This is a genomic window from Corallococcus sp. CA047B, from assembly GCF_003612065.1.
GTDB classification, from domain to species: domain Bacteria; phylum Myxococcota; class Myxococcia; order Myxococcales; family Myxococcaceae; genus Corallococcus; species Corallococcus praedator.
Genome location: NZ_RAWD01000005.1, coordinates 24,507 through 46,510 on the forward strand (window position 1 = coordinate 24,507; position 22,004 = coordinate 46,510).

Annotated in this window: 15 protein-coding genes; 6 read left to right on the plus strand and 9 right to left on the minus strand. The window is 69.7% G+C overall.

Annotation, left to right across the window (positions count from 1 at the left end):
* Positions 1–29 precede the first annotated feature (29 nt).
* Complete coding sequence (locus D7X74_RS01850; RefSeq protein WP_120531166.1) at positions 30–1,598, minus strand: hypothetical protein; 1,569 nt, start codon at positions 1,596–1,598, stop codon at positions 30–32.
* Positions 1,599–1,962: 364 nt separating this feature from the next.
* Between D7X74_RS01850 and D7X74_RS01855 the strand changes: the two genes are divergently transcribed.
* The 3 genes from D7X74_RS01855 to D7X74_RS01865 are packed head-to-tail and all read left to right on the plus strand — an operon-like array spanning position 1,963 to position 4,459.
* Positions 1,963–3,123 (plus strand): M4 family metallopeptidase, encoded by a 1,161-nt coding sequence (locus D7X74_RS01855; RefSeq protein ID WP_199741743.1) that lies wholly within the window; start codon positions 1,963–1,965, stop codon positions 3,121–3,123.
* A 41-nt stretch (positions 3,124–3,164) separates the two neighbouring features.
* Positions 3,165–3,500, plus strand: a complete 336-nt coding sequence (locus tag D7X74_RS01860) for a protealysin inhibitor emfourin (protein ID WP_120531167.1) — start codon at positions 3,165–3,167, stop codon at positions 3,498–3,500.
* Positions 3,501–3,553: 53 nt separating this feature from the next.
* On the plus strand, positions 3,554–4,459 hold the full coding sequence (locus D7X74_RS01865; RefSeq protein ID WP_120531168.1) for a hypothetical protein: 906 nt from the start codon (positions 3,554–3,556) through the stop codon (positions 4,457–4,459).
* Between the two features lie 7 nt (positions 4,460–4,466).
* Here D7X74_RS01865 and D7X74_RS01870 read toward each other — a convergent pair whose 3' ends face one another.
* The gene (locus tag D7X74_RS01870) at positions 4,467–5,891 is read right to left on the minus strand and encodes an alpha/beta fold hydrolase (protein ID WP_147446432.1); all 1,425 of its coding nucleotides are present in this window, start codon (positions 5,889–5,891) and stop codon (positions 4,467–4,469) included.
* 86 nt (positions 5,892–5,977) lie between these two features.
* On the opposite strand from D7X74_RS01870, the gene D7X74_RS01875 reads away from it, so the two are divergent.
* Complete coding sequence (locus D7X74_RS01875; protein WP_120531170.1) at positions 5,978–6,922, plus strand: AraC family transcriptional regulator; 945 nt, start codon at positions 5,978–5,980, stop codon at positions 6,920–6,922.
* Here D7X74_RS01875 and D7X74_RS01880 read toward each other — a convergent pair.
* From D7X74_RS01880 to D7X74_RS01905, 6 genes are all read right to left on the minus strand, one after another.
* Positions 6,919–9,006 (minus strand): CoA ester lyase, encoded by a 2,088-nt coding sequence (locus tag D7X74_RS01880; RefSeq protein ID WP_120531171.1) that lies wholly within the window; start codon positions 9,004–9,006, stop codon positions 6,919–6,921. The genes D7X74_RS01875 and D7X74_RS01880 overlap by 4 nt on opposite strands.
* A 190-nt stretch (positions 9,007–9,196) precedes the next feature.
* Positions 9,197–10,492 (minus strand): homogentisate 1,2-dioxygenase, encoded by a 1,296-nt coding sequence (hmgA, locus tag D7X74_RS01885; protein ID WP_120531172.1) that lies wholly within the window; start codon positions 10,490–10,492, stop codon positions 9,197–9,199.
* Between the two features lie 38 nt (positions 10,493–10,530).
* The gene (locus D7X74_RS01890; protein ID WP_120531173.1) at positions 10,531–10,998 is read right to left on the minus strand and encodes a MarR family winged helix-turn-helix transcriptional regulator; all 468 of its coding nucleotides are present in this window, start codon (positions 10,996–10,998) and stop codon (positions 10,531–10,533) included.
* Complete coding sequence (locus tag D7X74_RS01895) at positions 10,995–12,221, minus strand: cytochrome P450 (RefSeq protein WP_120531174.1); 1,227 nt, start codon at positions 12,219–12,221, stop codon at positions 10,995–10,997. Before D7X74_RS01895 ends, D7X74_RS01890 begins: the two co-directional genes overlap by 4 nt.
* Complete coding sequence (locus D7X74_RS01900; RefSeq protein WP_120531175.1) at positions 12,218–13,732, minus strand: condensation domain-containing protein; 1,515 nt, start codon at positions 13,730–13,732, stop codon at positions 12,218–12,220. Before D7X74_RS01900 ends, D7X74_RS01895 begins: the two co-directional genes overlap by 4 nt.
* Positions 13,729–18,861, minus strand: a complete 5,133-nt coding sequence (locus D7X74_RS01905; RefSeq protein WP_120531176.1) for a non-ribosomal peptide synthetase — start codon at positions 18,859–18,861, stop codon at positions 13,729–13,731. Before D7X74_RS01905 ends, D7X74_RS01900 begins: the two co-directional genes overlap by 4 nt.
* A gap of 182 nt (positions 18,862–19,043) precedes the next feature.
* On the opposite strand from D7X74_RS01905, the gene D7X74_RS01910 reads away from it, so the two are divergent.
* The gene (locus D7X74_RS01910; protein ID WP_120531177.1) at positions 19,044–19,436 is read left to right on the plus strand and encodes a helix-turn-helix transcriptional regulator; all 393 of its coding nucleotides are present in this window, start codon (positions 19,044–19,046) and stop codon (positions 19,434–19,436) included.
* Positions 19,433–20,383, plus strand: a complete 951-nt coding sequence (locus D7X74_RS43565) for an SRPBCC domain-containing protein (protein ID WP_199741744.1) — start codon at positions 19,433–19,435, stop codon at positions 20,381–20,383. Before D7X74_RS01910 ends, D7X74_RS43565 begins: the two co-directional genes overlap by 4 nt.
* A gap of 80 nt (positions 20,384–20,463) precedes the next feature.
* Here the strand turns inward: D7X74_RS43565 and D7X74_RS01920 are convergent, their stop codons facing one another.
* Positions 20,464–21,933: an ADYC domain-containing protein gene (locus D7X74_RS01920; RefSeq protein ID WP_147446434.1), complete on the minus strand. Its 1,470-nt coding sequence runs from the start codon at positions 21,931–21,933 to the stop codon at positions 20,464–20,466.
* Positions 21,934–22,004: the final 71 nt, after the last annotated feature.

Sequence of the window (22,004 nt, forward strand, 5' to 3'; positions counted from 1 at the left end):
GGGCGGACGGCCCCCTCCCGCGAGCGTCGTTACAGGTTGCCCAGGGCCCTGCGCAGGCCGTCCTGGATGACGGACTGGAGGTCCTCCGCCGTCAGGTCGGGGTTCTTCTTGAGCTGCTCCTTGGCGTAGTTGGACCAGTCGCGAATCTCCCGCGCCGTGGGCTCACGCGGCTTGTCCGTGGGCTGGTTCATGTACAGCTCGAACACCCACTTGAAGGCGTCCTTCACGAAGCGCTCCAGCGGGGCCGACGACGCCGGGCCTCCCACGCCGCGCATGTCGTCGCGCACCGCGTCCTGGATGGCGCTGGCGAGCTGCGAGGGCGTCATGTCCGGGTTGTCCGCCAGCTTCTTCTTGGCGAACTCCTTCCACTTCGTGAGCTCCGCGGGCGTCGCGCCGCGCTCGCCGCCCTGGTAGACCTTGGCCGCCCAGCTCACCGCGTCGTTGATGATCCTGTCCAGGTTCGCGCCACCCGAACCCGTCGACACGCCGGTCACCTCGTCGCGCACGGCGTCCTGGATGGCGGCCTGGAGCTGCGCGGGCGTCATGTCCGGGTTCTCTTCAATCTTCTTGTCCGCGAAGGCCCGCCACTTCGAGAGCTCCGCGGGCGTCGCATTGCGATCAGCACCCTGGTAGACCTTGGCCGCCCAGCTCACCGCGTCGTTGATGAACTTGTCGACGTTCGCCTTGCTGACCGGGCCCGACACGCCCGTCATGTCGTCGCGCACGGCGTCCATGATGGCGCTCGCGAGCTGCGAGGGCGTCATGTCCGGGTTCTCCTCCATCGTCTTGTCCGCGAAGGCCCGCCACTTCGTGAGCTCCGCCGACGTCGCGGAACGTGAGCCGCCCTGGTAGACATTGGAAGACCAGCTCACCGCGTCCTGGATGAACTTGTCGACGTTGACCTTGCCGTTCGCGCCCGCGGACATGCCCGTGGCCTTGTTGCGCACGGCGTCCATGATGGCGGCGGAGAGCTGATCCGGCGTCATCTCCGGGTTGTCCGCCATCTGCTGCTTCGCGAAGGCCGTCCACTCGGCCATCTCGGAGGACGTCGGGCCACGCGGACCGCCCTCGTAGCAGGTCGCCGTCCAACTGACCGCCTCCTCCACGTACTTCTGGATCTTCGCCGGGGTGACCACGTCGCCGCCGTCACGCCGCTTGCGCAGCTCGCCCACGAGGGCCTCGCGGAGGTCCGCCGCCGTGATGTCCGGCTGCTTCTCCCGCAGCTTCGTGGCGAAGGCCAACAGCTCCGTCCGCTCCTGGCCGCTGGGGAGCTTCGTGCCCTGGTAGACCTCGTTGAAGGCCTTGTTGAAGCACTCGGTCATCTTCTCGTTGGTCAGCGGCCCCAACAGGTTGGGCAGGACCTCCCGGCCCACCGCCTGGGGCTGCGCCAGGGCCGCGGTCATCGCCGGCGTGGCGACCATCGCCTGCTTCGCGCTCGTCGCCGTCACGGGCTTCGCCGGCGACGCGGAGGCAGTCGTCAGCGAACCAAACAGGTTGGCCAGTTGCTGCGCGGAGACGCTCTTCGTCGCCGCCTTGTCAGTCGCGGGCTGCTGCTTGGGCGCGGAAACGCCGGGCCTGCCGTCACCGATCTTCGACATGGTTACCCCCAGGGGCATGGACGCCCATTAACCGGATTGCCTCATAACCCCTTAAACGGGTGATTGAGTGGACGATAGGATTGGAGGCTGACCCTTCGTCAAGTCACCAACGATTGGCTCCGGATCCCAAGGAGTTGCGGGCCAACGCGGTGCGCAGTGCGGGCCTTTGACAGCACGGCGCCGCGGGCCCCCCTGGTTGCCTGGACACCAGGCGTCGCGGGGTTCGCGGCGAGCCCGGGCCAAGGTCCGACACCCGGAGTGCTCACGCGTCGTCCGGGGGAACGACGGGGCCTTGCGCCGGCCCGCTGCCGCTTGCGCGAGGGGAGGCGTCCCTAGCTTCAGGGACACCTCAACGGGAGACACGATGATTCTTCATCCAAGATGGCACCGGCATTCCCTCCACTGCGTCCTGCCGCCCTATCTCCTCCGGTCGATCGCGCAGAATGGCTCCAGCGCCCAGCGCGCCGCGGCCCTGCGGACCTCCGCCGTGGACAACACGTTCCGCAGCCTGCGATTCGTTTCGAACCCGCTGGGCCAACGGTCGCCTGGCCGGGTCATCGCGGGAATGATGGCGGAATCGCAGTGCTACCGCTCCATCTACGACGTGGAGGGGCAGGAGACCTTCCCTGGCAAGCTGGTCCGTTCCGAGGGACAGGGCGCCACCGGCGATGCCGCGGTCGACGAGGCCTACGATGGGTTGGGCGCCACGTATGATCTGCTCTGGGAAGTCTACGGGCGCAATTCCATCGACGACAGCGGCCTGCGGCTCAACGCCCACGTCCACTACGGCCGGAACTACGACAACGCCTTCTGGGACGGCCAGCGCATGGTGTTCGGGGATGGGGACGGGGAGCTCTTCAACCGCTTCACCATCGCCATTGACGTCATCGGGCACGAACTCTCCCATGGCATGACGGAGGATGAAGGCCCGTTGGTGTACTTCCGTCAGGCGGGAGCACTCAACGAGTCCATGTCCGACGTCTTCGGGTCGCTCGTGAAGCAGCGAGCCCTCAACCAGACCGCCGACAAGGCCGACTGGCTCATCGGCGCGGGACTCCTGGCCTCCAGCATCCAGGGACAGGCGCTGCGCTCCATGAAGTCCCCGGGGACGGCCTACGACGACCCGGTGCTGGGCAAGGATCCCCAGCCCGGCCACATGCGCGACTTCGTCAGGACCTGGGAGGACAACGGCGGCGTGCACATCAACTCCGGCATCCCCAACCGGGCCTTCTTCCTGGTGGCCACGCAGTTGGGCGGCTACGCCTGGGAGAAGGCGGGCCACATCTGGTACGAGGCCCTGCGCGACACGCGGCTGCGCCCCGACTGCGGCTTCGCCCGCTTCGCGCGCATCACGCTGATGGCCGCCTCCCGGCTCTACGGCGAGGGCGGAGCCGAGGACACGGCGGTCCGCGACGCCTGGAACCAGGTGGGCGTCCCCGTCACCCGCGAGAAGGTCGCCGTGTCGTTCACCCCGCCTCAAGGCGTCCAGGCCTCGAAGCCGTCGACCCGTCGTCCCCAGGCCTGAACCCCATGGGACGTCCTGACGGGCGTCCGGGAGCGCGTGCGATGCGCATCGAACTCAAGCGGGAGGGAGGGCTCGCCTTCATCCCAGGCCTCAACAGGCCTCATGTGTTCAAGCTGGGGGACCTTCCCCCGGCGCAGGCGGACGCCATCGCGCGCAGCGTGCAGGCCGCCTCCTTCTTCGAGCGGCCCGCACGCGTGGGGACCGCTTCGAAGGGGGCGGCGGACCAGACCCGCTACGTCCTCACCATCGAGGACGAGGGACGCCGCAACACCGTCCAGCTGCTCGAACCCGTGGAGGACCCTTCCCTGCGCGCCCTCCTGGACCTGCTCAAGCAGGTGGAGCGCACGGCGGTCCGCGCGGCCCCCCAATCCAGATAGGATGGAAGACCGGGCCGGGCACGCGTGGAGCCCCGAAAGGCAACGGGTTCATCATGACGCTGGAATCGAGGAAGCGCGACGCGTTGAGACTGTCTCCCCTTGATGATGACGATGCGGAGCTGGTGCTGTCCGTCGGAAACGGTCGCTACCCCTACGACGAGACCCACGACGGGACGGAGTTGTTCTGGCACGCGACGGGCTCTGGCAGGACGGTCACCCAGGTCTTCGCGCAGGGGTTCAATACCGCCTGGGCACGTGAAACCCCCGTGAACGCCAACGCGGGCAAGGTTGTCTGGCGTTGCTCCGATGACGACATCGAACTCAGCTCGGGCGTTTGCCTGGCGCGCGACATCCGGGGCGCCGCCTTCTTTCCGCTGACGGACGACCAGAGCGAGGAGATTTCAGACAGCTATTACATCTATGCGGTGGCGCCGCGCTGGACGACGAACACCTACAAGGCGCAGAAGATCGCCGAAGCCGTCGAGACGAACCGGATGGAGGGGTCCTTCCTGCCCAAGAAGAAGGACTTCTGGATGGACAAGGATCGCTGGACGTACGACCCCAATGAGGACGACAGCGACAATGCCTGCTGCGTCTGGCAGTTCAACGAACACGCCACGTTGGTGGTGACTCCGGCGGAGATCGTGGGCTGCTGGGAGGCCACCCGCTCGGTCCTGGTGGATCCCGGGGAAGATCACCGCCAGAAGGCAGGCATCCGCTTTTCGCTTGGGAAGCTGGCACGCGGCAACAAGCGTCACGACCTGTTCAGCGAGGCCGCCGCCGTCGTCGAACAGTACAAGCAGGTCTATCCCAAGAAGGGCGGCCAGTGGCTGAGCTACCACGGCATCGTCACCTGCACCCAGACCTGCGAGAGCAAGGCGGACGCGAAGCTCCTGGCGAAGCAGGTCCAGGCGGTGGTGGCGAGGGAGTCCGCGCTGAACGACCGCGGCGACTACTGAAGCGGGCTCAATGGCTCGCGCTCGTCCCTCCGGAGCCGTGACGGGCGGACGGCCCCGGTGACATGAACGCGCGAAGCTCCGACGCCACCTGGGCGGAGGTGTCCTCGAAGAAGAAGTGGTTCGCGCCGGGAAGCTCCACCGTCCGGTGCTTCGGGAAGGTCTGCTGGAAGCGCTCCAGGTCGGACCGGGGGAAGCCCTGGTCCTGGAGCGCCCACAAGAGGAGGGCCTTCTTGTCCGCCAGACGCGGCAGGCCGGCTTCGACCTCCGCGAAGTACTCCGAGTCCCCGGTGATGAGCCCCGGGTAGAACGCCGCGATGCCACGGCGCTCCAGGGGGCGGAACGGGCGCAGGTAGGCGTCCAGGACGTCCGAAGGCAGCGCACGGACCACGCCGTTCTTGATGCCGAACGAGGCGAAGCCGTTGAAGTTCACCTGCACGAACTCGCCGAGCGGGCCGCCCGCGATGACCGAGAAGATGCCGCGAGGTTCGCTCCTGCTCGTGGGCCACGCCCACGTGCTTCCGAGCACCACCTGCCGCACCCATTCCGGGCGTCTCCCCGCGAGGCCAAGACCGATGGGACCGCCCCAGTCCTGCATGACCAGGGTCACGTCGCGAAGCTGGAGGCGCTCCATGAACTCCTCCACGACCAGGCTTTGCTCGCGCGGGGTGAAGCCATAGCCGGCGGGCGCCTCCGACAGACCGAAGCCGGGATAATCGATCGCGATACAGCGATACGAGCCTCGCAGCTCCCGGATGAGGTCCCTCCACTGGAATGACCACGCCGGATTGCCGTGCAGGAAGAGCAGCGTCTCACCCTCCCCTTCATCCACGTAGTGGACGCGCGCGCCGCTGGGGAGCGTGAGGAAGCGGGAGTCCGCGTCGAACAGCTCGCGGGGGATGTCGAACGCGAGCCCTTCCGGTCCGCGCGGCGCGACACGCTCGCTCGACAGCGCCAGGGCGACACCGAGAACTTCGAGCGCTCCGAAGGCGATGAGCGCGACGGTCCCGACCCGCGAGCGGCGCGGTCGTTCGACGAAGCGTGGGATGAGCAGGGCCAGCGCGGCGGCGCCTCCCAGCAGGGCCGGCAGGGCCGCCGCGACAAGGCCGGAAGGTCCCACCGCCGCCAGCCCGGCAAGCATCAGCAGCGCCAGTCCCCCCAATGCTGCCGCCAGCGTGGCGCGCGGGCGCGGGGACCGTCCCATCAGGGCCCGGTACAGGAAGGCCGAGGCCACCGCGACGAGCACACACGCGGGTGTGACCACCGCGAAGCGAAGCACCGGGAAGAAGCCGATGCCCCGGACGTGCGGCGTGACGTGGAGGGCGAGCGTGACGAGGGCGACGACGGAGACCGAAGCGGCCCACCCGGCCCAGGTCAGGGCGAGCGCCCCCGGTGCCGGCTTCCTGGAGACATCCGTGGTTTGAACGAGGGTCATGCCCCAGGGATAGCCCCGCGACGCCGGACGCCCCATGTGCGAAACGCCGGTTCTCTGGTTCAATCGTCCGACCGGGAGGGCGATGCATGGACGTTCTGACGGACTCGCTCCGCAGCCTTCAATTGAAGACCGAGGTCTATGGCCGCCTGGAGCTGAGCGCCCCGTGGGGACTCAAGCTGGACCTGGGACACCCGGGCTTCTTCCATGCCGTGTCTCGCGGGAGCTGCTGGCTGGAGGTCGAAGGGCGGCGCATCGCGCTGGCCGCGGGCGACTGGGTCTTCATCCTGGGCGACGCGCCGCACCTGCTCCGGGACTCACCCCGGACGCGCACGCAGCCCCTGCCGGAGATCTACGCGGCCCAGGGCGCCCAGTGTGGCGGCGTCCTGAGACACGGTGGGGACGGGCCCCAGACGACCCTCATCTCCTTCAGCTTCGGGTTCGCGGGGACGTGGCTCCACCGTCTCCTCGCGGGCCTGCCCCGGGTGCTGCACATCAAGGGAGATGGCGTCGGCTCCACGCGGTGGGTGGCGTCCATCATCCAGCTCGTCGCCGCGGAGATGGAGGCCGGACGCCCCGGCCATGAAATCGTCGCCACCCGTTTGGCCGACGTGCTGTTCATTCACGCCCTGCGCGCGCACCTGGAAGCGTTTCCCGCCGAGAAGGGGGGATGGCTCCGGGCCCTGGAGGACCCGCAGCTGGGCAAGGTCCTCCAGCAATTGCACGAACGGCCCCGGCATCCGTGGACGGTGGAGTCCATGGCGAAGCTCGCCAGCATGTCGCGCTCCACGTTCGCGGAGCGCTTCCAGAAAGTCATTGGGGAGAGCCCGCTGACGTACCTCACAGGCTGGCGGATGCACACCGCCAGCCGGCTGATGGCGAACCCCGACCAATCCCTCACGGCCATCGCGGAAGCGGTGGGCTACGAAACCGACAGCGCCTTCGGCAAGGCCTTCAAACGCCACGTCGGCAAGACGCCCGGGGAGTACCGCCGCCAGCTCCGTTCCGCCCCGGACGTCACTCCGCCTCACTAACGGATGCGCACGAGGCGACGCGTGGCGACGCACACCACCCGCCCCTCCAGTGCCTGGAGGCCGTGCTGCCGACAGAACTCATCGTAGGCGGAGGGCCGTTCGCTCTCGAGCGTGAAGAGCGCCCGTGGAAGCGGGACCTCCGCCAGCTCCGCCGATGGCGTGAGCTCCAGCACGCCGAGCGTCCTCACGACCAGCTCCTCCAATCCATCCAGCCCTTCGACCGGCGCGCGGGAGAGCACATACGAGAGCGCCCCCACGGTCTGCGTGGGCGCCACCGGACGGATGTTGTCCGCGGCGATCAACTCCTCCCAGAGGACCTCGTGCAGGTCCCTCGCGGCCGCGGCCAGCGTCATGGACACGACGAGTCCACCGCTCACCACCACGCCCCTTCCGTGCCCCAGGTCGAAGCGGTGGTGGTCCAGATGGATGGGATGCGTCACCAGGAGCTGGGTGGACAGCGCCAGGTTGGCGGTGATGCCCAGCGGCCTCGCGAAGCTGTGCAGCAGCAGGTCCCCCGCCTCGAAGGACGGGGCGGTGCCCGCCTCCGCGCGCGGCAGCACTTCATGGGCGCGCTGCGTGAGCGTCGTCCGGAAGGCCAGGGCCTGCGAGCGCTCCTCCTCATCCCTCCGGGCGGCCTCGGGCGAGGGCTCGAAGGACTCCGGCTGGCGGAGGTAGAGCTCACGCTTGTCGAGCGTGAAGACCGGCGTCTCGTCGCCCACGCGCAGGAGCCGGCGGTGGGTCGTCACGACCGAGCGCTTTCCGTCGCCCGTGTTGCGCACCCGCCGGACCTGGATCTCCTGACGGTACGTGTCCCCCACCCGCAGCGGGGCAAGCTGGCGCGCGTTGCGGAAGCCCAGGTGGTAGATGGCGCCGTGGGTGCTCGACATGCAGCACGCCAGATAGAGGCCCATCATGAAGGGCAGCGGGAGCGTGCCCGCCGGGGTGAGCCCGAGCCGGGTCGCGAAGGGCGCGCTCGTCACGACGCGGTCGTGTGAGTAGAAGCACTGGACCCAGAGGTCGCGCATCCCAGCGGTCGCGGTCATCTCGTACGGATTGGGCAGCAGGTCATCGGGCATCGGCGGGCGCTCGAGCGCATGCGTGACCCGTCGTCCCACCACGACCTGGCGCGCATCCTCGACCGGCTCCAGGAGGGGCGCGAGCGCGAGCATCCGGTGCGCGGCCTTCAGGTGGGGCGGGCCAATGAGCTGACCCTCCACGAGGGCCATGCCTTCGTTCACCGAGGCGACGGCGGGGGCCTCGCTCGCGCCAGGAGCCGTGAGACCTGGCACCTTGCGTGTCAGCGTGGACAACGTGCCCTGTCTTTGCGCCTGGGTCACCCGACGGGCCCAGGCCAGTTCGGTGGCCGAGGGGGTCATGCACCGGTTCACGGTCTCGAGTTGATCCGAGTGCAGGCAGCACTTGCCCGTGAAGCCATGCAGGCGCCCCTCGCGGGCATGCGTCTCCAGCCCGATGCGGTCCCCTACATGCGTGTAGGGCGTGTCGAAGGGCTCGATGCCCGCCGCCCGCGCGGCCATGACGACCTCGCTCCGGGGATGGCTGAGCGTGAGCTCCGCGTGGGAGGTCGCGCCGGTGAACCGGAAGAGGTCCCCGTGCCCGAGCATCACCCCCAGGTTGCGCCCGCCGCCCGCGAGCGCCATCCGCCGCGCCTCCAGGACGGCCGCGGGGGTCTCCAGGAGCGGCAGGAACCGGGTGTGCCCCCGGGGGAGGCCCCGAGCGACCTCCAGCAGGGCCACGCGTTCGTGCAGCGCATCCAGTTCCTCCGGCCCTCGGGTCATCGTCGGCATCAGCGCCGTCAAGCCGGGCAACCCCACGCACGCCTCCAGGTCGGCGGTGTGCAATTCAGCGAGGTCCGCCTCGTTGATGCGGACGACCACGGGACGTCCCTCGAAGAGCCCTGACGTCAACGCCTCGACCACGCCCGCGCGCGCGGCGGCCTTGGCGGCCAGCGGCACGGCATCCTGCAGGTCCAGGACGAAGCAATCCGCGGACAGCCGCGCGGCTCGGGTGAACGCGAACTGGGGAACGAACAACAGACTTCGCCAGCCAGAAGGCAGGCGGGACATGCGAGACACGTCTTTCACGAGGAGAGCCTTTCGGAATGATTCGCTCGCTAGATTGCGCGCGCGACTTCCGATTGGATCTCCGTCACCTCATGGGTTCATGGCTCGCACGAATTGACACACACCGAAGTCATGAATGACCGCGACGCTTGAATCTCAAGAATGTATCGGCCCATGCCCCCGGCCCGCGCGCTCAGCGCGGAGGGAGCTGGGCCTTGCGCAGGTCGCCCCAGCAGGCGTCGTAGTCCGCCTGCAACGTGGGGCTTTCGAGCGCGGCGCGCGTGGGAGAAATCACGTGGCGCGTCTCGAACATGAAGGCGAGCGTGTTGTCGATCTTCTTGGGCCCCAGCGACGCGGCGACCGCGGCCTCGTAGGTCTTCCGGTCCGGGCCGTGCGCGCTCATGCAGTTGTGGAGCGACGCCCCGCCCGGAACGAACTGGTCCGCCTTCGCGTCGTAGACGCCGTGGATGAGGCCCATCATCTCGCTCATCACGTTGCGGTGGAACCAGGGCGGCCGGAACGTGTGCTCCGCCACCATCCACCGGGGCGGGAAGATGACGAAGTCGCAGTTCGCTGTCCCCGGCGTCTCACCAGGCGACGTCAGCACCGTGAAGATGGAGGGATCCGGATGGTCGAAGCTGACCGTGTTGATGGTGTTGAACCGCGCGAGGTCATACACGTACGGGACATGGGAGCCGTGCCACGCGACGACGTCGAACGGTGAGTGGTCCAGCGTCGTCTCCCAGAGGTGCCCCTGGAACTTCTGCACCACGCGCGTGGGGCGCTCCACGTCCTCGAAGCTCGCCACCGGCGCGCGGAAGTCCCGAGGGTTCGCGAGGCCATTGGAGCCGATGGGCCCCAGCTCAGGGAGCCGGAACGGCGCGCCGTGGTTCTCACAGATGTAGCCGCGCACGGGGCCTTCGGGCAGCTCCACGCGCATGCGCACGCCGCGCGGGATGAGCGCCACGTGGCCCGGAGGCACGGCGAGCACGCCCATCTCCGTCACGATGCGCAGCGTGCCCTGCTGCGGGACAATCAGCAGCTCGCCGTCGGCGTTGAAGAACGCGGTGTCCACCATCGACGCGTTGGCGACGTACAGGTGCACCGCCGCGCCATCACCCGCCGCCGCGGAGCCGTTGCCTCCCAGCGTGAACAGCCCGTCCAGGAACGTCGTCGGGTCCGTGGGCAGCGGCAGCGGATCCCAGCGCAGGCGGTTGGGCGGAGGCGGCACCTCGTCGAAGGGACCGCTGCGCAGGCGGCGCGCTTCGGTCTTCCGGTACGGCGGGTGCGCCGCGCTGGGACGCAGGCGGTACATCCACGTCCGCCGGTTCTCCGAACGCGGCGCGGTGAACGCCGTGCCCGAGATCTGTTCAGCATAGAGACCGAACGCGACCTGCTGCGGCGTGTTCTGGCCAACCGGCAACACTCCGGAGACGGCCTCCGTTGCGTGCTCGTTCCCAAAGCCCGTGAGGTATTGGAGCGGTTCCATGCCCGGGATGGTAACAAATGAAACCAGTTTGACAACCATCAGGGGTCGCGGGTCAGGGCCTCGCTCGCCGCCTGTTCGACGCGCTCCAGCAATGAGCGCAGGAGCGCGCGCTCACGGTCATCCAGACCGGCGAGCACCTCCGCCTCCGCTTTGAGCGCGGCGGGGGCCACGCGGTCATAGATGCGGCGGCCGGCGGCGGTCAGCGACAGCCTCCGCGACCGGGCATCGCTTTCGCTGGGCGCGCGCCGCACCAGGCCCCGCGCTTCCAGGGCGTGCGCGGCACGGCTCACCGGCACCTTCTCCATCCGCGTGCGTTTGACGAGCTCCAGTTGCGTGCGCTCGCCGTCCTCCCCCAGCACGGCCATCAGCCGCCACTCCTGCGTGCTCAGGCCGTGCTGCTCCGCGTACACGCGCGCGACCCGCTGGCTGACGACGTTCGCGGCGACCGACAGACGGTAGGGGAGGAACGCGTCGAGTCTCAGGCTCGCGGGGCGCGGTCGGCTCATCGGGGTGAGTATAGGGAAGCGGGCTCCCAGGTGACCGGCAGTTCGTGCACGCCGAGCAGGTTCTCATCCTTCTTGAAACGGACCTCCTCCGGCGGCACGGCCAGCCGCAGCGTGGGGATGCGCTGGAACAGCGTCTTGAACACCACCTCGAACTCGATGAGGGACAGCGCCCGCCCCGTGCACAGGTGGATGCCATGGCCGAAGGCGAAGTGGCGGTGCACTTCGCGGTGGAGGTCCAGGCGGTCTGGATCGCTGAAGACCGTCTCGTCGCGGTTGGCCGAGTCCGGCTGGGCCAGGATGCCTTCACCGGCGCGGATGAGCTGGCCGCCAATGGTGACGTCCACCGTGGCGACGCGTTGCCGGGCCAGGTGGGAGACGTTGATGAAGCGCAGGAGTTCCTGGACCGCCGCGGTGATGGCCGCGGGGTCCTCCAGCTCACGGAACTTCTCCAGTTGGCCGGGGTCGAGCAGCAGCGCCAGCGTCCCCAGGCCGAACATGTACGCGGGCGGCCCGTGCCCTGCGTAGAACAGCGAATGGAACATGGAGGCCGCGTCCGGGGCGCTCAGCCTTCCCGTCGCCACCTGCTCGGCCACGACGCGACCGATGAGCGTGTCGGTGGGCTCGCGCAGGTTCGCCTCCACCAGTTCCAGGAAGAAGTCATCCAGGGCGACCAGGGCCTGCGTCGCCTCCTCGCGCGACGAGGCGCGGGAGCCGATCGTCCGACTGAGGACGTGCAGGCGCTCGGCGCCGTCATGGGGCACTCCGAGCAGGTCGCAGATGACTTGCAGGGCGACGGGCAGCGCGAAGGCGCCCATCAGGTCCACCGGACGCGGGCCGGCCAGCATCGCGTCGAGCGCCGCGTCCACGGTGCGCTGGATGCTCGGCCGCAACAGCTCCATCCGCCGGGGCAGGAACTCCTGCACGAGCATGGCCCGCTGTACCCGGTACTCCGCATCCGGCCGCAGGAAGAAAGGCAGGGGCCGCCCCTGCCGGGCCGACGACGAGGGCGAGATGTGCGGGAACCCCGGCAGCGTGGAGTCCAGGACCAGCCGGGGATCGCTCAGGACCGCGAGCACGTCCTGGTAGCGACTGACCAGCCACGGCGTCTTGCCGTCCCACATCCGGACGGGACACACGGGGGCCTCCTGCCTCAACCGCTTGTAGTCGGGAGGAGGATCCAACGGATGCTGCCAGTCCTTGGGCAACGGATAGGAATCGCTCATCGGGATGCTCCTGTGCGCGCGAGCCGGGCAGCGGCGCCCGCCACGGTGGGATGCTGGTACAGCTCACGCAACCCGAGGTCCTGACCCATTTCGGTCCGGACCCGGGCCGCGATTTCGACAAGCTGCAGGGAATGGCCGCCGAGCTGGAAGAAGTCATCGTGCGCGTGGACCGATGCGACCTTCAACACGTCGGCGAAGATGCGGGCAAGGTGTTCTTCCGTCGCGGTCCGAACGGGGCGCAGCCGCGACATCCGGGCACCGGGGGCCGCGGTCCGCAGGACCTCTTCGTAGGCCGCCAGCAGTCCTTCGATGAACGCGAGGTCGAAAAGACTCTCATCGAATTCGGCCCACACGGTGCACAGACCGTCGGAGCGTTCCTCGACCCGGAGGGTGAGCTCGAACTTCGCGGTGGGGAGGTCCAGCAGGGGCTCTGTCACCTCGCAGCCGTGCAGGGCCAGTGCTCCCGCCGTGCCCGCCGGGTGGTAGGCGAAGTTCACCTGGACCACGGGAGACCGCGTGGGGTCTCGCGGTGGAGCGAGGTCCGCGACGAGCTGTTCGAAGGGCAGGTCCTTGTGCGCGTATGCGTCCGCCGTGGCCCCGGCCACCCGGCCGAGCAGCTCGCGGAAGTCGGGGTCGCCGCGCAGGTCCACCTTGAGCACGACGGTGTTGACGAAGAACCCGAGCACGCGCTCCACCTCTGGCAGGTCCCGGTTGGCCACGGCCAGCCCCAGCAACACCTGCTCACGGCCCGCGTGGTGCCCGAGCACGATGCCGCACGCGGCGGCCAGCACCGTGAACACCGTCTGACGCTCGACGCTCGCGAGGGCTCGCACGGAGTGGACGACCGTGGCGGGCAGCACCCGGTGCGCGCGACGTCCCTGCCCCAGCACGGGACGTGGGGGGACGAGGTCCAGGAAGAGGGGAACCCCCGACAGCCGCTCCCGCCACCCGTGCGACAGCGACTCGCGCCGTGCGGCGGTGAGCTGCTCCCGCTGCCACGCGGCCCAGTCCGCGTACTGCACGGGCAGCTCGGACAGGCCGGTGGGTTCGCCCAGGACCGCCGCCCGGTAGGCGAGGGCCAGGTCCTCGGAGAAGACCTGCAACGACCAGCCATCCGCCACCAGCAGGTGCACCGCGAAGACGAGAAAGTGCACCCGGGGCTCCAGCCGAACCACGGTGAGCCGCAGCAGCGGCCCGTGCTCCAGGTCGAACGGACGGGCCACCTCCGCTTGCGCGTGTCGCAGGGCCTCTTCCTCCGTCGTCGCGTCCACGACGTCCACGTGCCCGCGCCCGTCCGGAGACACGCGCTGGTGTGTTCCCAGTGGGAAGACGGTCCGCAGCGGTTCGTGCCGGGCGACCAGCACGTCCAGGGCCTCCCGCAGGGCGCGAAGGTCCAGCGGTCCCGTCACGCGGTGGCAGCGCACCGTGACGTGAGCGGCACCGGAGGGATCCATCCGGTGCAGGAAGCACAGCCGCTGCTGGGCGAACGACATGGGGAACACGGTCGTCATGCGCGCGGCAACCGCTTGATGGTGGTGGCGGCGACCGGCGACGCGGGCAGCGCGGCGGCCAGTTGCGCGACGGTGGGCCCCATGAGGATCGTCGCGAGCCCGACCTCGCGGCCCACCATCCTTCCCAGCCGCGAGGCCAGCCGCATCGCCTGCAACGAGTGCATGCCCAGCGCGAGCAGGCTCTCGTGGACGTCCACCCGGGCCACGCCCAGCAGGTCCGCGACCACCGCCGCGATGCGGACCTCGGACTCGGTCCTCGGCGCGGTGAACGGCGCGTCCGGACTCCGCTGGGTCGCGGGCAGCCGGGCCCGGTCCACCTTGCCGTGCGGGGTCAGCGGCCACGCCTCCAGGACCACGACCTCCGATGGCACGAGATGTCCGGGCAGCCGGCGCGCCAGGTCCTCGCGCACGGCCTGAGCCGACACCGGAGTCCCCGCCTCCGCCACCACGTAGCCCACGAGCCGGGGCTCCTCCCCGCGCGAGTCGACGACCGCGAGGGTATCCACCACGCCCGGATGCGCGGCCAGGGCGGCGCGCACCTCCGCCAGCTCCACCCGGAAGCCCCGGACCTTCACCTGCTCATCGCGGCGGCCCAGGAACTCGATGACGCCCCCGGGAAGCCACCGGCCCAGGTCCCCACTGCGGTAGAGCCGACCGCCAGGATGCGCCGCGAACGGATCCGGCACGAACCGCTCGGCGGTGAGCCCCGGCCTGTGGCGGTAGCCTCGCGCGACCCCGTCTCCCCCGATGCAGATCTCCCCGACCGCCCCGGGCGGAGCCACCTGCCCGCGTTCGTCGAGCACCACGAGGTGCGCATTGAACAGCGCCCGACCAATGGGCGCGTTCGTGGCCTCGGTGTCCTGCCAGTCGTCGAGTTTGAACGCGCTGGCCATGATGGTGATCTCCGTGGGGCCGTAGGCGTTCGTCACCTTCGTGAAGCCCTCGCGCTTGAGCGCATGGAACGCCTCCACGGGGAAGACCTCCCCGCCCACCACCACCCGGTCCAGGCCCGCGAAGGCCTCCGGAGCCTCGGCCACCAACCGGGGCAGCACGACAGGGGGAATCACCGCATGGGTAATGCGCTGGTCGATGAGGCACCGGGCCAGCCCCGGCACGTCCCAGCCCGGCGGCAGGAAGTGGACCGCGGCGCCGTTGAGCAGCGCGGCCCAGACCTCCAGCACCGATACATCGAAGGACACTGACGCCATCGCCAGCATCGTCTTGCCCGGCCCCAGGTCCTCGGCCAGGGCCGTGCGGTGCAGGAGTGACGCGACCGAGCGGTGCTCGATCTGGACGCCCTTGGGCTTGCCGGTCGACCCGGACGTGTAGAGCACATACGCGAGATCCGACGGACTTCCCGAAGGCAGCAGCGGCCCGGACACCGGCGCAAGGTCGTCCAGCACAATGACGGGAAGGCCGCTGAGACGGCCCGCCAGCGCCGCCGTCGTCACCAGGGCTCGGGCCCCGGCGTCCTGCACGAGCGGCTCCAGGTAGGCCGGAGGGGCGCCTGGATCCAGCGACAGGAACGCCGCCCCTGCCTTGAGGATGCCCAACTGGGCCACGACCAGCTCCGCCGAGCGCGGGATGCACACCGCCACCAGCGACTCACGCCCGACACCCAGGCCTCGCAGATGGTGCGCCAGGTGCTCCGCCTGACGCGTCAGCTCGCCGTACGTCAACACGGACGTGCCAGACGTCACGGCCGGAGCATCGGGCGCGAGCCGGGTCCAGCGGGCCAGCAGGTCGGGGACCCAATGCGCGGGAGCTTCCTGCCTGGGGCCCACGCTGACGAGCGCCCGCTGCTCGGCTTCGGTCATCAATGCCAGCCGCGACACGCGGGTGTCCGGCGCGGCGGTGATGGAGCGCAGCAGTTGCTGGTACGCGGACAGCATGCCGGTGATGAAGAAGCCCTCGAAGAGGTCGGAGTCGAACTCCCACGACAGCAGGATGCCGCTCAGGGAAGCGCGAGGACTGGAGCGCACGGGGGTGTCGGAGCGGGGAATGCTCACCAGATCCCCGGCCAGTCGGCGGATGTGCCCGGGCTCGGAGTAGAGGGGTACGGCGACGACGGCCAGCTCGAACTTGGAGGAGCCGTTGCCCAGCCCCTCCACGTAGGTGACGTCGAGCGGTGACGCGTCGAGCGTGCCCACCGACGAATCGTGGAAGTTGAACATCGTCTGCATCAACGGGTTGAACCCACCCTGATGGCGCGCGGGCGACTCCGCGAAGATCTGCTCGTAGGGCAGCTCCTGGTGGTCGTAGACGTCCAGGGTGGTGCGCCGCATCCGCGCCAGGAACTCCTCGAACGAGGGATCCCCGTGCAACCGGCCGCGCAGCACGACCGTGTTGATGAGCATGCCCAGCAGCCCCTCCGTGTCCTGCCAGCGCCGGTTGGCCACCGAGGAGCCCACGAGCAGGTCCTGCGAGCCGGTGTACCGGTGCAGGAGGACGAAGTACGCCGCGAGGAGCGTGGTGAAGAGGGACGTGTTGTTCCTGTCGGCCAGGGCCTGCAGGCGACGCGCGAGGTCTCCGTCCAGCTCCATCCTGGGCGCCACGCCCCGGAACCTTCTTCCCCCAGGCGAAGCGCGGCGGGGGAGCTGGAGCCGGGTCTCCGCGCCTTCCAACTCCTGACGCCAAAAGCGGCGCTGCGCCTGGGCGGCTTCGGTGCCCACCCACTCCCGCTGCCAGCGCGCGTAGTCGTTGTACTGCACGGCCAGCGCCGGACGCCGCACCTGTCCGTGGCGCACGTATTCGGCGTAGCCGTTGATCAGCTCGCGCACGAAGACGTTGAAAGACCAGCCGTCGTGGACGATGTGATGTTCGACGTGCACGAAGACGTGCTCCTCCGCGCCCAGTCGCAGCAACCGCCAACGGAAGGGCCTGCCTTCGGCCAGCGCGAATGGCGCCTGCACCGCGTCGCGAACGGCTTCGCCCACCCGGGCCGCCAGCAGCGCTTCGTCCACGTCGCTGAAGTCCTGGAGCGGGACTTCCACCTCCCAGGGCGGTTCCAGTTCGCACCGCAGCTCCCCATCCACTTCAGGGAAGCGAGTGCGCATCACATCATGGCGCCGGACGATGTCGGTGAGGCACGCGTGCAGCGCGTTGACATCCAGGGCCCCCACCAGCCGGAACACCGACTGCGAGTGGTAGGCCCGCGCATCCGGGTTGAGCTTGTGCATCAACCACACCCGCTCCTGGCCATACGAAGGCGTGAGGGCCGTCCCCGCCGCGCCCGCGCGCGGCCCCTGCTCCACCCCACCCTGCCCTTCCTTCAACCCGGCCGCGAGCTGGGCCACCGTGGGCGACTGGAGCACCGCGCTCAACTCCAACTGCGCGCCCAGCACGCGGCGCACCCGCGCGACGAGCTGGGTGGCGAACAGCGAATGCCCTCCCAGTTCGAACAGGTTGTCATGCCGCCCCACCCGCTCCATCCCGAGCAGCCCCGCCGCGATGGCCGCCAGGGCCTCTTCGCCGGGCGATTCCGGCGGCTGGTAGCCGGCCCGCTCCGTCCGTTGGGGCCGGGGCAGCCGGGCGCGGTCGACCTTGCCGTTCGTGTTCAGCGGCCACGCGTCCACGACGACCACCGCATCCGGCACCAGGTAGCCGGGAAGCCGGCGCCGCAGCTCCGCGCTCACCGCGTCGCCCGACAGCACCGCTCCGGCGACCGGCATCACGTAGCCCAGCAGACGCTCCCCCGTGCCGTCCACGAGGGCCACCGCGTCCCGCACGTCCGGCAGCGCGGCCAGGGCTGTCTCCACCTGCCCCAACTCGATGCGCGCGCCCCGGATCTTCACCTGGTCGTCGCGCCGGCCCAGGAACTCCAGCGTGCCGTCCGGCAGCCGCCGGCCCAGGTCGCCACTGCGGTACAGCCGGCTTCCCGGCTGGCCGCTGAATGGATCCGGGATGAACCGCTCCGCGGTGAGCGCGGGCCGCCCCAGGTAACCGCGCCCGACACCTTCTCCGCCGAGGCACAGCTCGCCCGGCGCTCCTTCCGGGACGGGGCGCAGGTGCTCGTCCAGGAGAACCACGTGGTAGTTGGAGATGGGACGGCCAATGGGCACGCGCTCGCCGTCCACGGCGCCCACCGCCTGGAGCGTGCTGGCCACCGTCACCTCCGTGGGGCCATAGCCGTTGACGAAGCGGTGCCGCGCGCCCCACTGCCGGGCCGTCTCCGGGAGGCACACGTCTCCGACGCTCATCACCACCTGGAGGTCGGGGAAGCCGCCCGGTTGCAGCGTGCGCAGGACCGTCGCGGGCAGCACCGCGTGGGTGATGCGCCGGCGCACCAGCACCTGGGCCAGGGGCTCGCCGGAAAGCTGCGCCGCCTCCACGGTCTCCAGCCGCCCGCCGTTGGACAGCGCCAGCAGGAGGTCGAACAGGGACGCGTCGAAGGACGGGTGGAAGAACTGGAGCACCCGCGTGTCCGGCCCCAGCGCGCCCAGGAAGTCCCGCTGGGCATGCAGGAGGTTGGCGACCCCGCGATGCTCGATCATCACCAGCTTGGGCTCACCCGTCGAACCCGACGTGCAGATGATGTACGCGAGGTCCTCCGGAGCAAGCACCGCGTCCTGCTCCGCTGCCGCGACGGAAACCGCTTCGGCACCCGCCGCCAGGAACGGCACCCCGGGCACCGCGCTGTCCGGCGCCAGGGCGACCACCAGCACCGCACCGGCCCTGCGGACGATGTCCTCCCGCCACGCCTGGGGGTGCGACGGTGACAGCGGGAGATAGGCCGCGCCCACCCGCCAGACGGCGAGCGCGAGCTCGACGAAGCCAGGGCCCCTCTCCAACACGAGCGCGACCACGTCACCCCGTCCGATGCCCCGGGACCGCAGGTCCGCGGCTAGCGCACGGGTGCGCTCTTCCAGCCGTCCATAGGTCGTTTCCGTGGACCCGTCCGAGAGCGCGACCCGGTCCGCGTGCAGTCGGCACTGCGCGACGATGACCTCCACCACCGACCGCCACGGTCCGTGGTCGACCCGTGAGGACTGCCCCAGGCCGTCCAGCACCTCCGGCACCGCCGCCGGAGCGTGACCTTGGAGCGCCCAGGGGCTCTTCAGGCGGAGGCTCGCGAGCAGGCGTTCGTATTCGGTTCCGGTGACCCGGAAGGCAGGGGGCGTGGAGGACACAAGGGCTCCTGGAAGCAATGACACACACTGCGGCTGCCTCGCGGGGGAACACTCCGGCAGCCGCCTCCCCGGACCTCTAACACGCGAAAATCCACCGCGCCGTCCTGGTTGGCGACCGGATGACTCGAAGCGCTCCGTTGCCTTGACCCGTGGACGCAGCGGCCCTATATAACCAATAGGTCATGGAACTCACCGGTTATGGAAGCCCCTCTCCTGGTCACCTGGACGCCACCTTCGCCGCGCTCGCGGACCCGACGCGCCGGGCCATCCTGGCGCGGCTGGCGTCGGGCGAGGCGTCGGTGAGCGAGCTCGCCGAGCCGTTCGCCATGAGCCAGCCCGCCATCTCCAAGCACCTCAAGGTGCTGGAGCGCGCCGGGCTGATTTCGCGCGGCCAGGATGCGCAGCGGCGGCCCCGCCGGCTTGAGGCCGCGCCGCTCGCGGAGGCCACCCGGTGGTTGGAGCACTACCGCCAGTTCTGGGAGGAGAACTTCCAGGCGCTGGACGCCGTGCTCGAGGACTTGAAGGAACAGGAAGCGCGGCGCCCCACTCCGCGCAAGAGGAGGAAGCACCCATGAAGAACACCGGAAACCTGAAGGTCTCCACCCCCAGCGATCTCGAACTCACGATGACGCGGGTCTTCAACGCGCCCCGCCGGCTCGTGTTCGACGCGCACACGAAGCCGGAGCTGCTCAAGCGCTGGCTGGGGGTGCACCGGGGCTGGTCGCTGGCGGTCTGCGACATCGACCTGCGGGTGGGCGGCGCCTATCGCTACGTGTGGCGGGGACCCGACCGGAAGGACATGGGCGTCCGCGGGGTCTTCCGCGAAATCGTGGCGCCCGAGCGGCTGGTGAACACCGAGCGGTTCGACGACGCCTGGTACACGGGCGAAGCGCTGAACACGTTGCTCCTCACCGAGGAGGGCGGGAAGACGACGCTCACGAGCACGATGCGGTTCGAGTCCAAGGACGCCCGCGACGAGGTGCTGCGCTCCCCCATGGAGCAAGGGGTGGCCTCGGGCTACGACATGCTCGAGCAATTGCTGGCATCCCCGCCGTCAGGGATTGCCACACCACAAATCACACAGACGGAGGACCAGCCCATCGCGGTCATCCACGTCACCATTCCCCGCGCCGAAATCCAGCAGGTCATGGGTCCGGGCATCTCCGAGTTGATGGCCACCGTGGCCGCGCAGGGCCTCAAGCCCACGGGGCCGTGGTTCACCCACCACCTGCGCATCACCCCCGACACCTTCGACTTCGAGATTGGCGTCCCCGTCACCACGCCGGTCAAGGCCGCGGGCCGCGTCAAGCCCGGCCTCTGGCCCGCGATGAAGGTCGCGCGCAGCGTCTACCAGGGGCCCTACGAGGGCCTGGGACAGGCCTGGGGCGAGTTCGGTGCGTGGATTGAACAGCAGGGACTCACGCCGGCCCAGGACCTCTGGGAGGTCTACATCGCGGGCCCGGAGTCGGGCCCGGATCCGAAGACGTGGCGCACGGAGCTCAACCGGCCCCTGCTCGGCTGACAGCCCCGCCATCCGCCGCCCCCCTCCTCGCGGCGGATGACGGGAGTCAAAAGGCCCCCGCGCTCCGGACAGGTTCGAGGCTACGGCATGCCGGCGTTGGGCCCGTTGCTGGCGGATTCGTTGAAGACCTTCGCGCCATACAGCCGCTCCGCATCGTCCGCGTTGTCGCAGATGGCCGAGCACCCCTCGGCGCCGCCCGTGGCCTGGCAGTCATTGATGACGTTTCCGTTCGCGTCATACTTGGGCCAGTGCAGGTTGGTGCAGGTGTTGGCATCCAGGTTCTTCCAGCGCCAGTGACTCAGGCACACGGCGCCGTCCGTCGTCCACCCGGCCTCGAATGACATGCTCTGCTGCGGGATGGGATTGGCGGGAGCCGCATTGATGGGCGGCTTCATGCCATCCCACAGGCGGATGGGGGTTCCGTCCTCCGTGTAGTACTGGCCAGCGCCGCAGTAGTCCGCTCGCGCCATGCGCGTGCAGGCCCAGTGCGCCTCCGTCGTCTTGCCGGCCTGGACGCCGTCCAGCCACGGCTTGTAGCCCCAGCGGTAGCACTTGGCGATGACGGCGTACTCACACGCCAGCGTGAAGGCGGTGGAGCTCTCCGTCCGCTCGCCGAGGTTGTCATAGAGCCCCCGCACCGGCACGACCAGGGCGTCCCCGCCGTTCGGATTGGGATTGCTGTTGCAGATGTTGCCCAGGGGCTGCGCGCCCAGGGACTTCACGCGGTACAGGTAGGTGTAGCCACTGGGGTCCCACGTCCCGGGAGACTCCTGGATGACGACATCCTGGGCATTGATGGCGGCCGTCACCTCCAGCATGGGCAGGCCGCTGGCGGAGCGCATCATGAGTCCCACCAACCGGTCGCCCCGCAGCTCCTGATGCGTCGCGGGGAACTCACCCCGGGAGGCGCCCAGGGTCAGGCTCCAGGGCGTCCCCGGCGTGTAGGGGCCGGCGAGCACCGTGTAGACGCCACTCGCGGGGCACTGGACGTTGGCGGAGGGACACGTCGACGACGCACAGATGGGAGCCCCGGTGACGAGGTGGTTCGCGTCCTTGTCCTCACAGGGCCTCTCCCCCGAGCAGACCCGCATCACCGGCGCACCCTGGCAGCTTCCGGGCGGCCGGGTCTGGCAGAGGGCCCCACTGCTCAGCGTGAACCGCGCGCCGGGCGTGCAGGTGCCCTGGCCCAGCACCGTCAGACCACAGGAGCGGTCCGGCCCGGTCTCGTTCGGGGAAGCGCAGCCCACCAGGCTGGGGGTGGTGCCTTCCACATGCAGCGCCAGGTCCGCGACGAGTTCTCCCCGGTCCAACTCCAGCGTCACGCCCCGCCGCTCCCCACTGCGCAGGATGGAGGCGTCCGAGAAGGCGACGCTCCCGTGCGGCGTCCCGTGCAGTTGCTTGCCCTGCGAGTGGGAGCCGTCGGTGCCGTCCGCGAAGTCCTGGGTGACGAGGACGGGTGCTGGTGTGGCCTCCCCCGGCGAGGGCACATCGCAGGCGACGAGGAACCAGACGGACAGACATGCTGGGAGAAGGCGGGAGACGGATTTCAAGGCGGACACCTTGGTCAAGGGGATCGGACGGAGCCCAGAGCAGCCGGCGTGCCAGGGCTCACGTCGAGGGA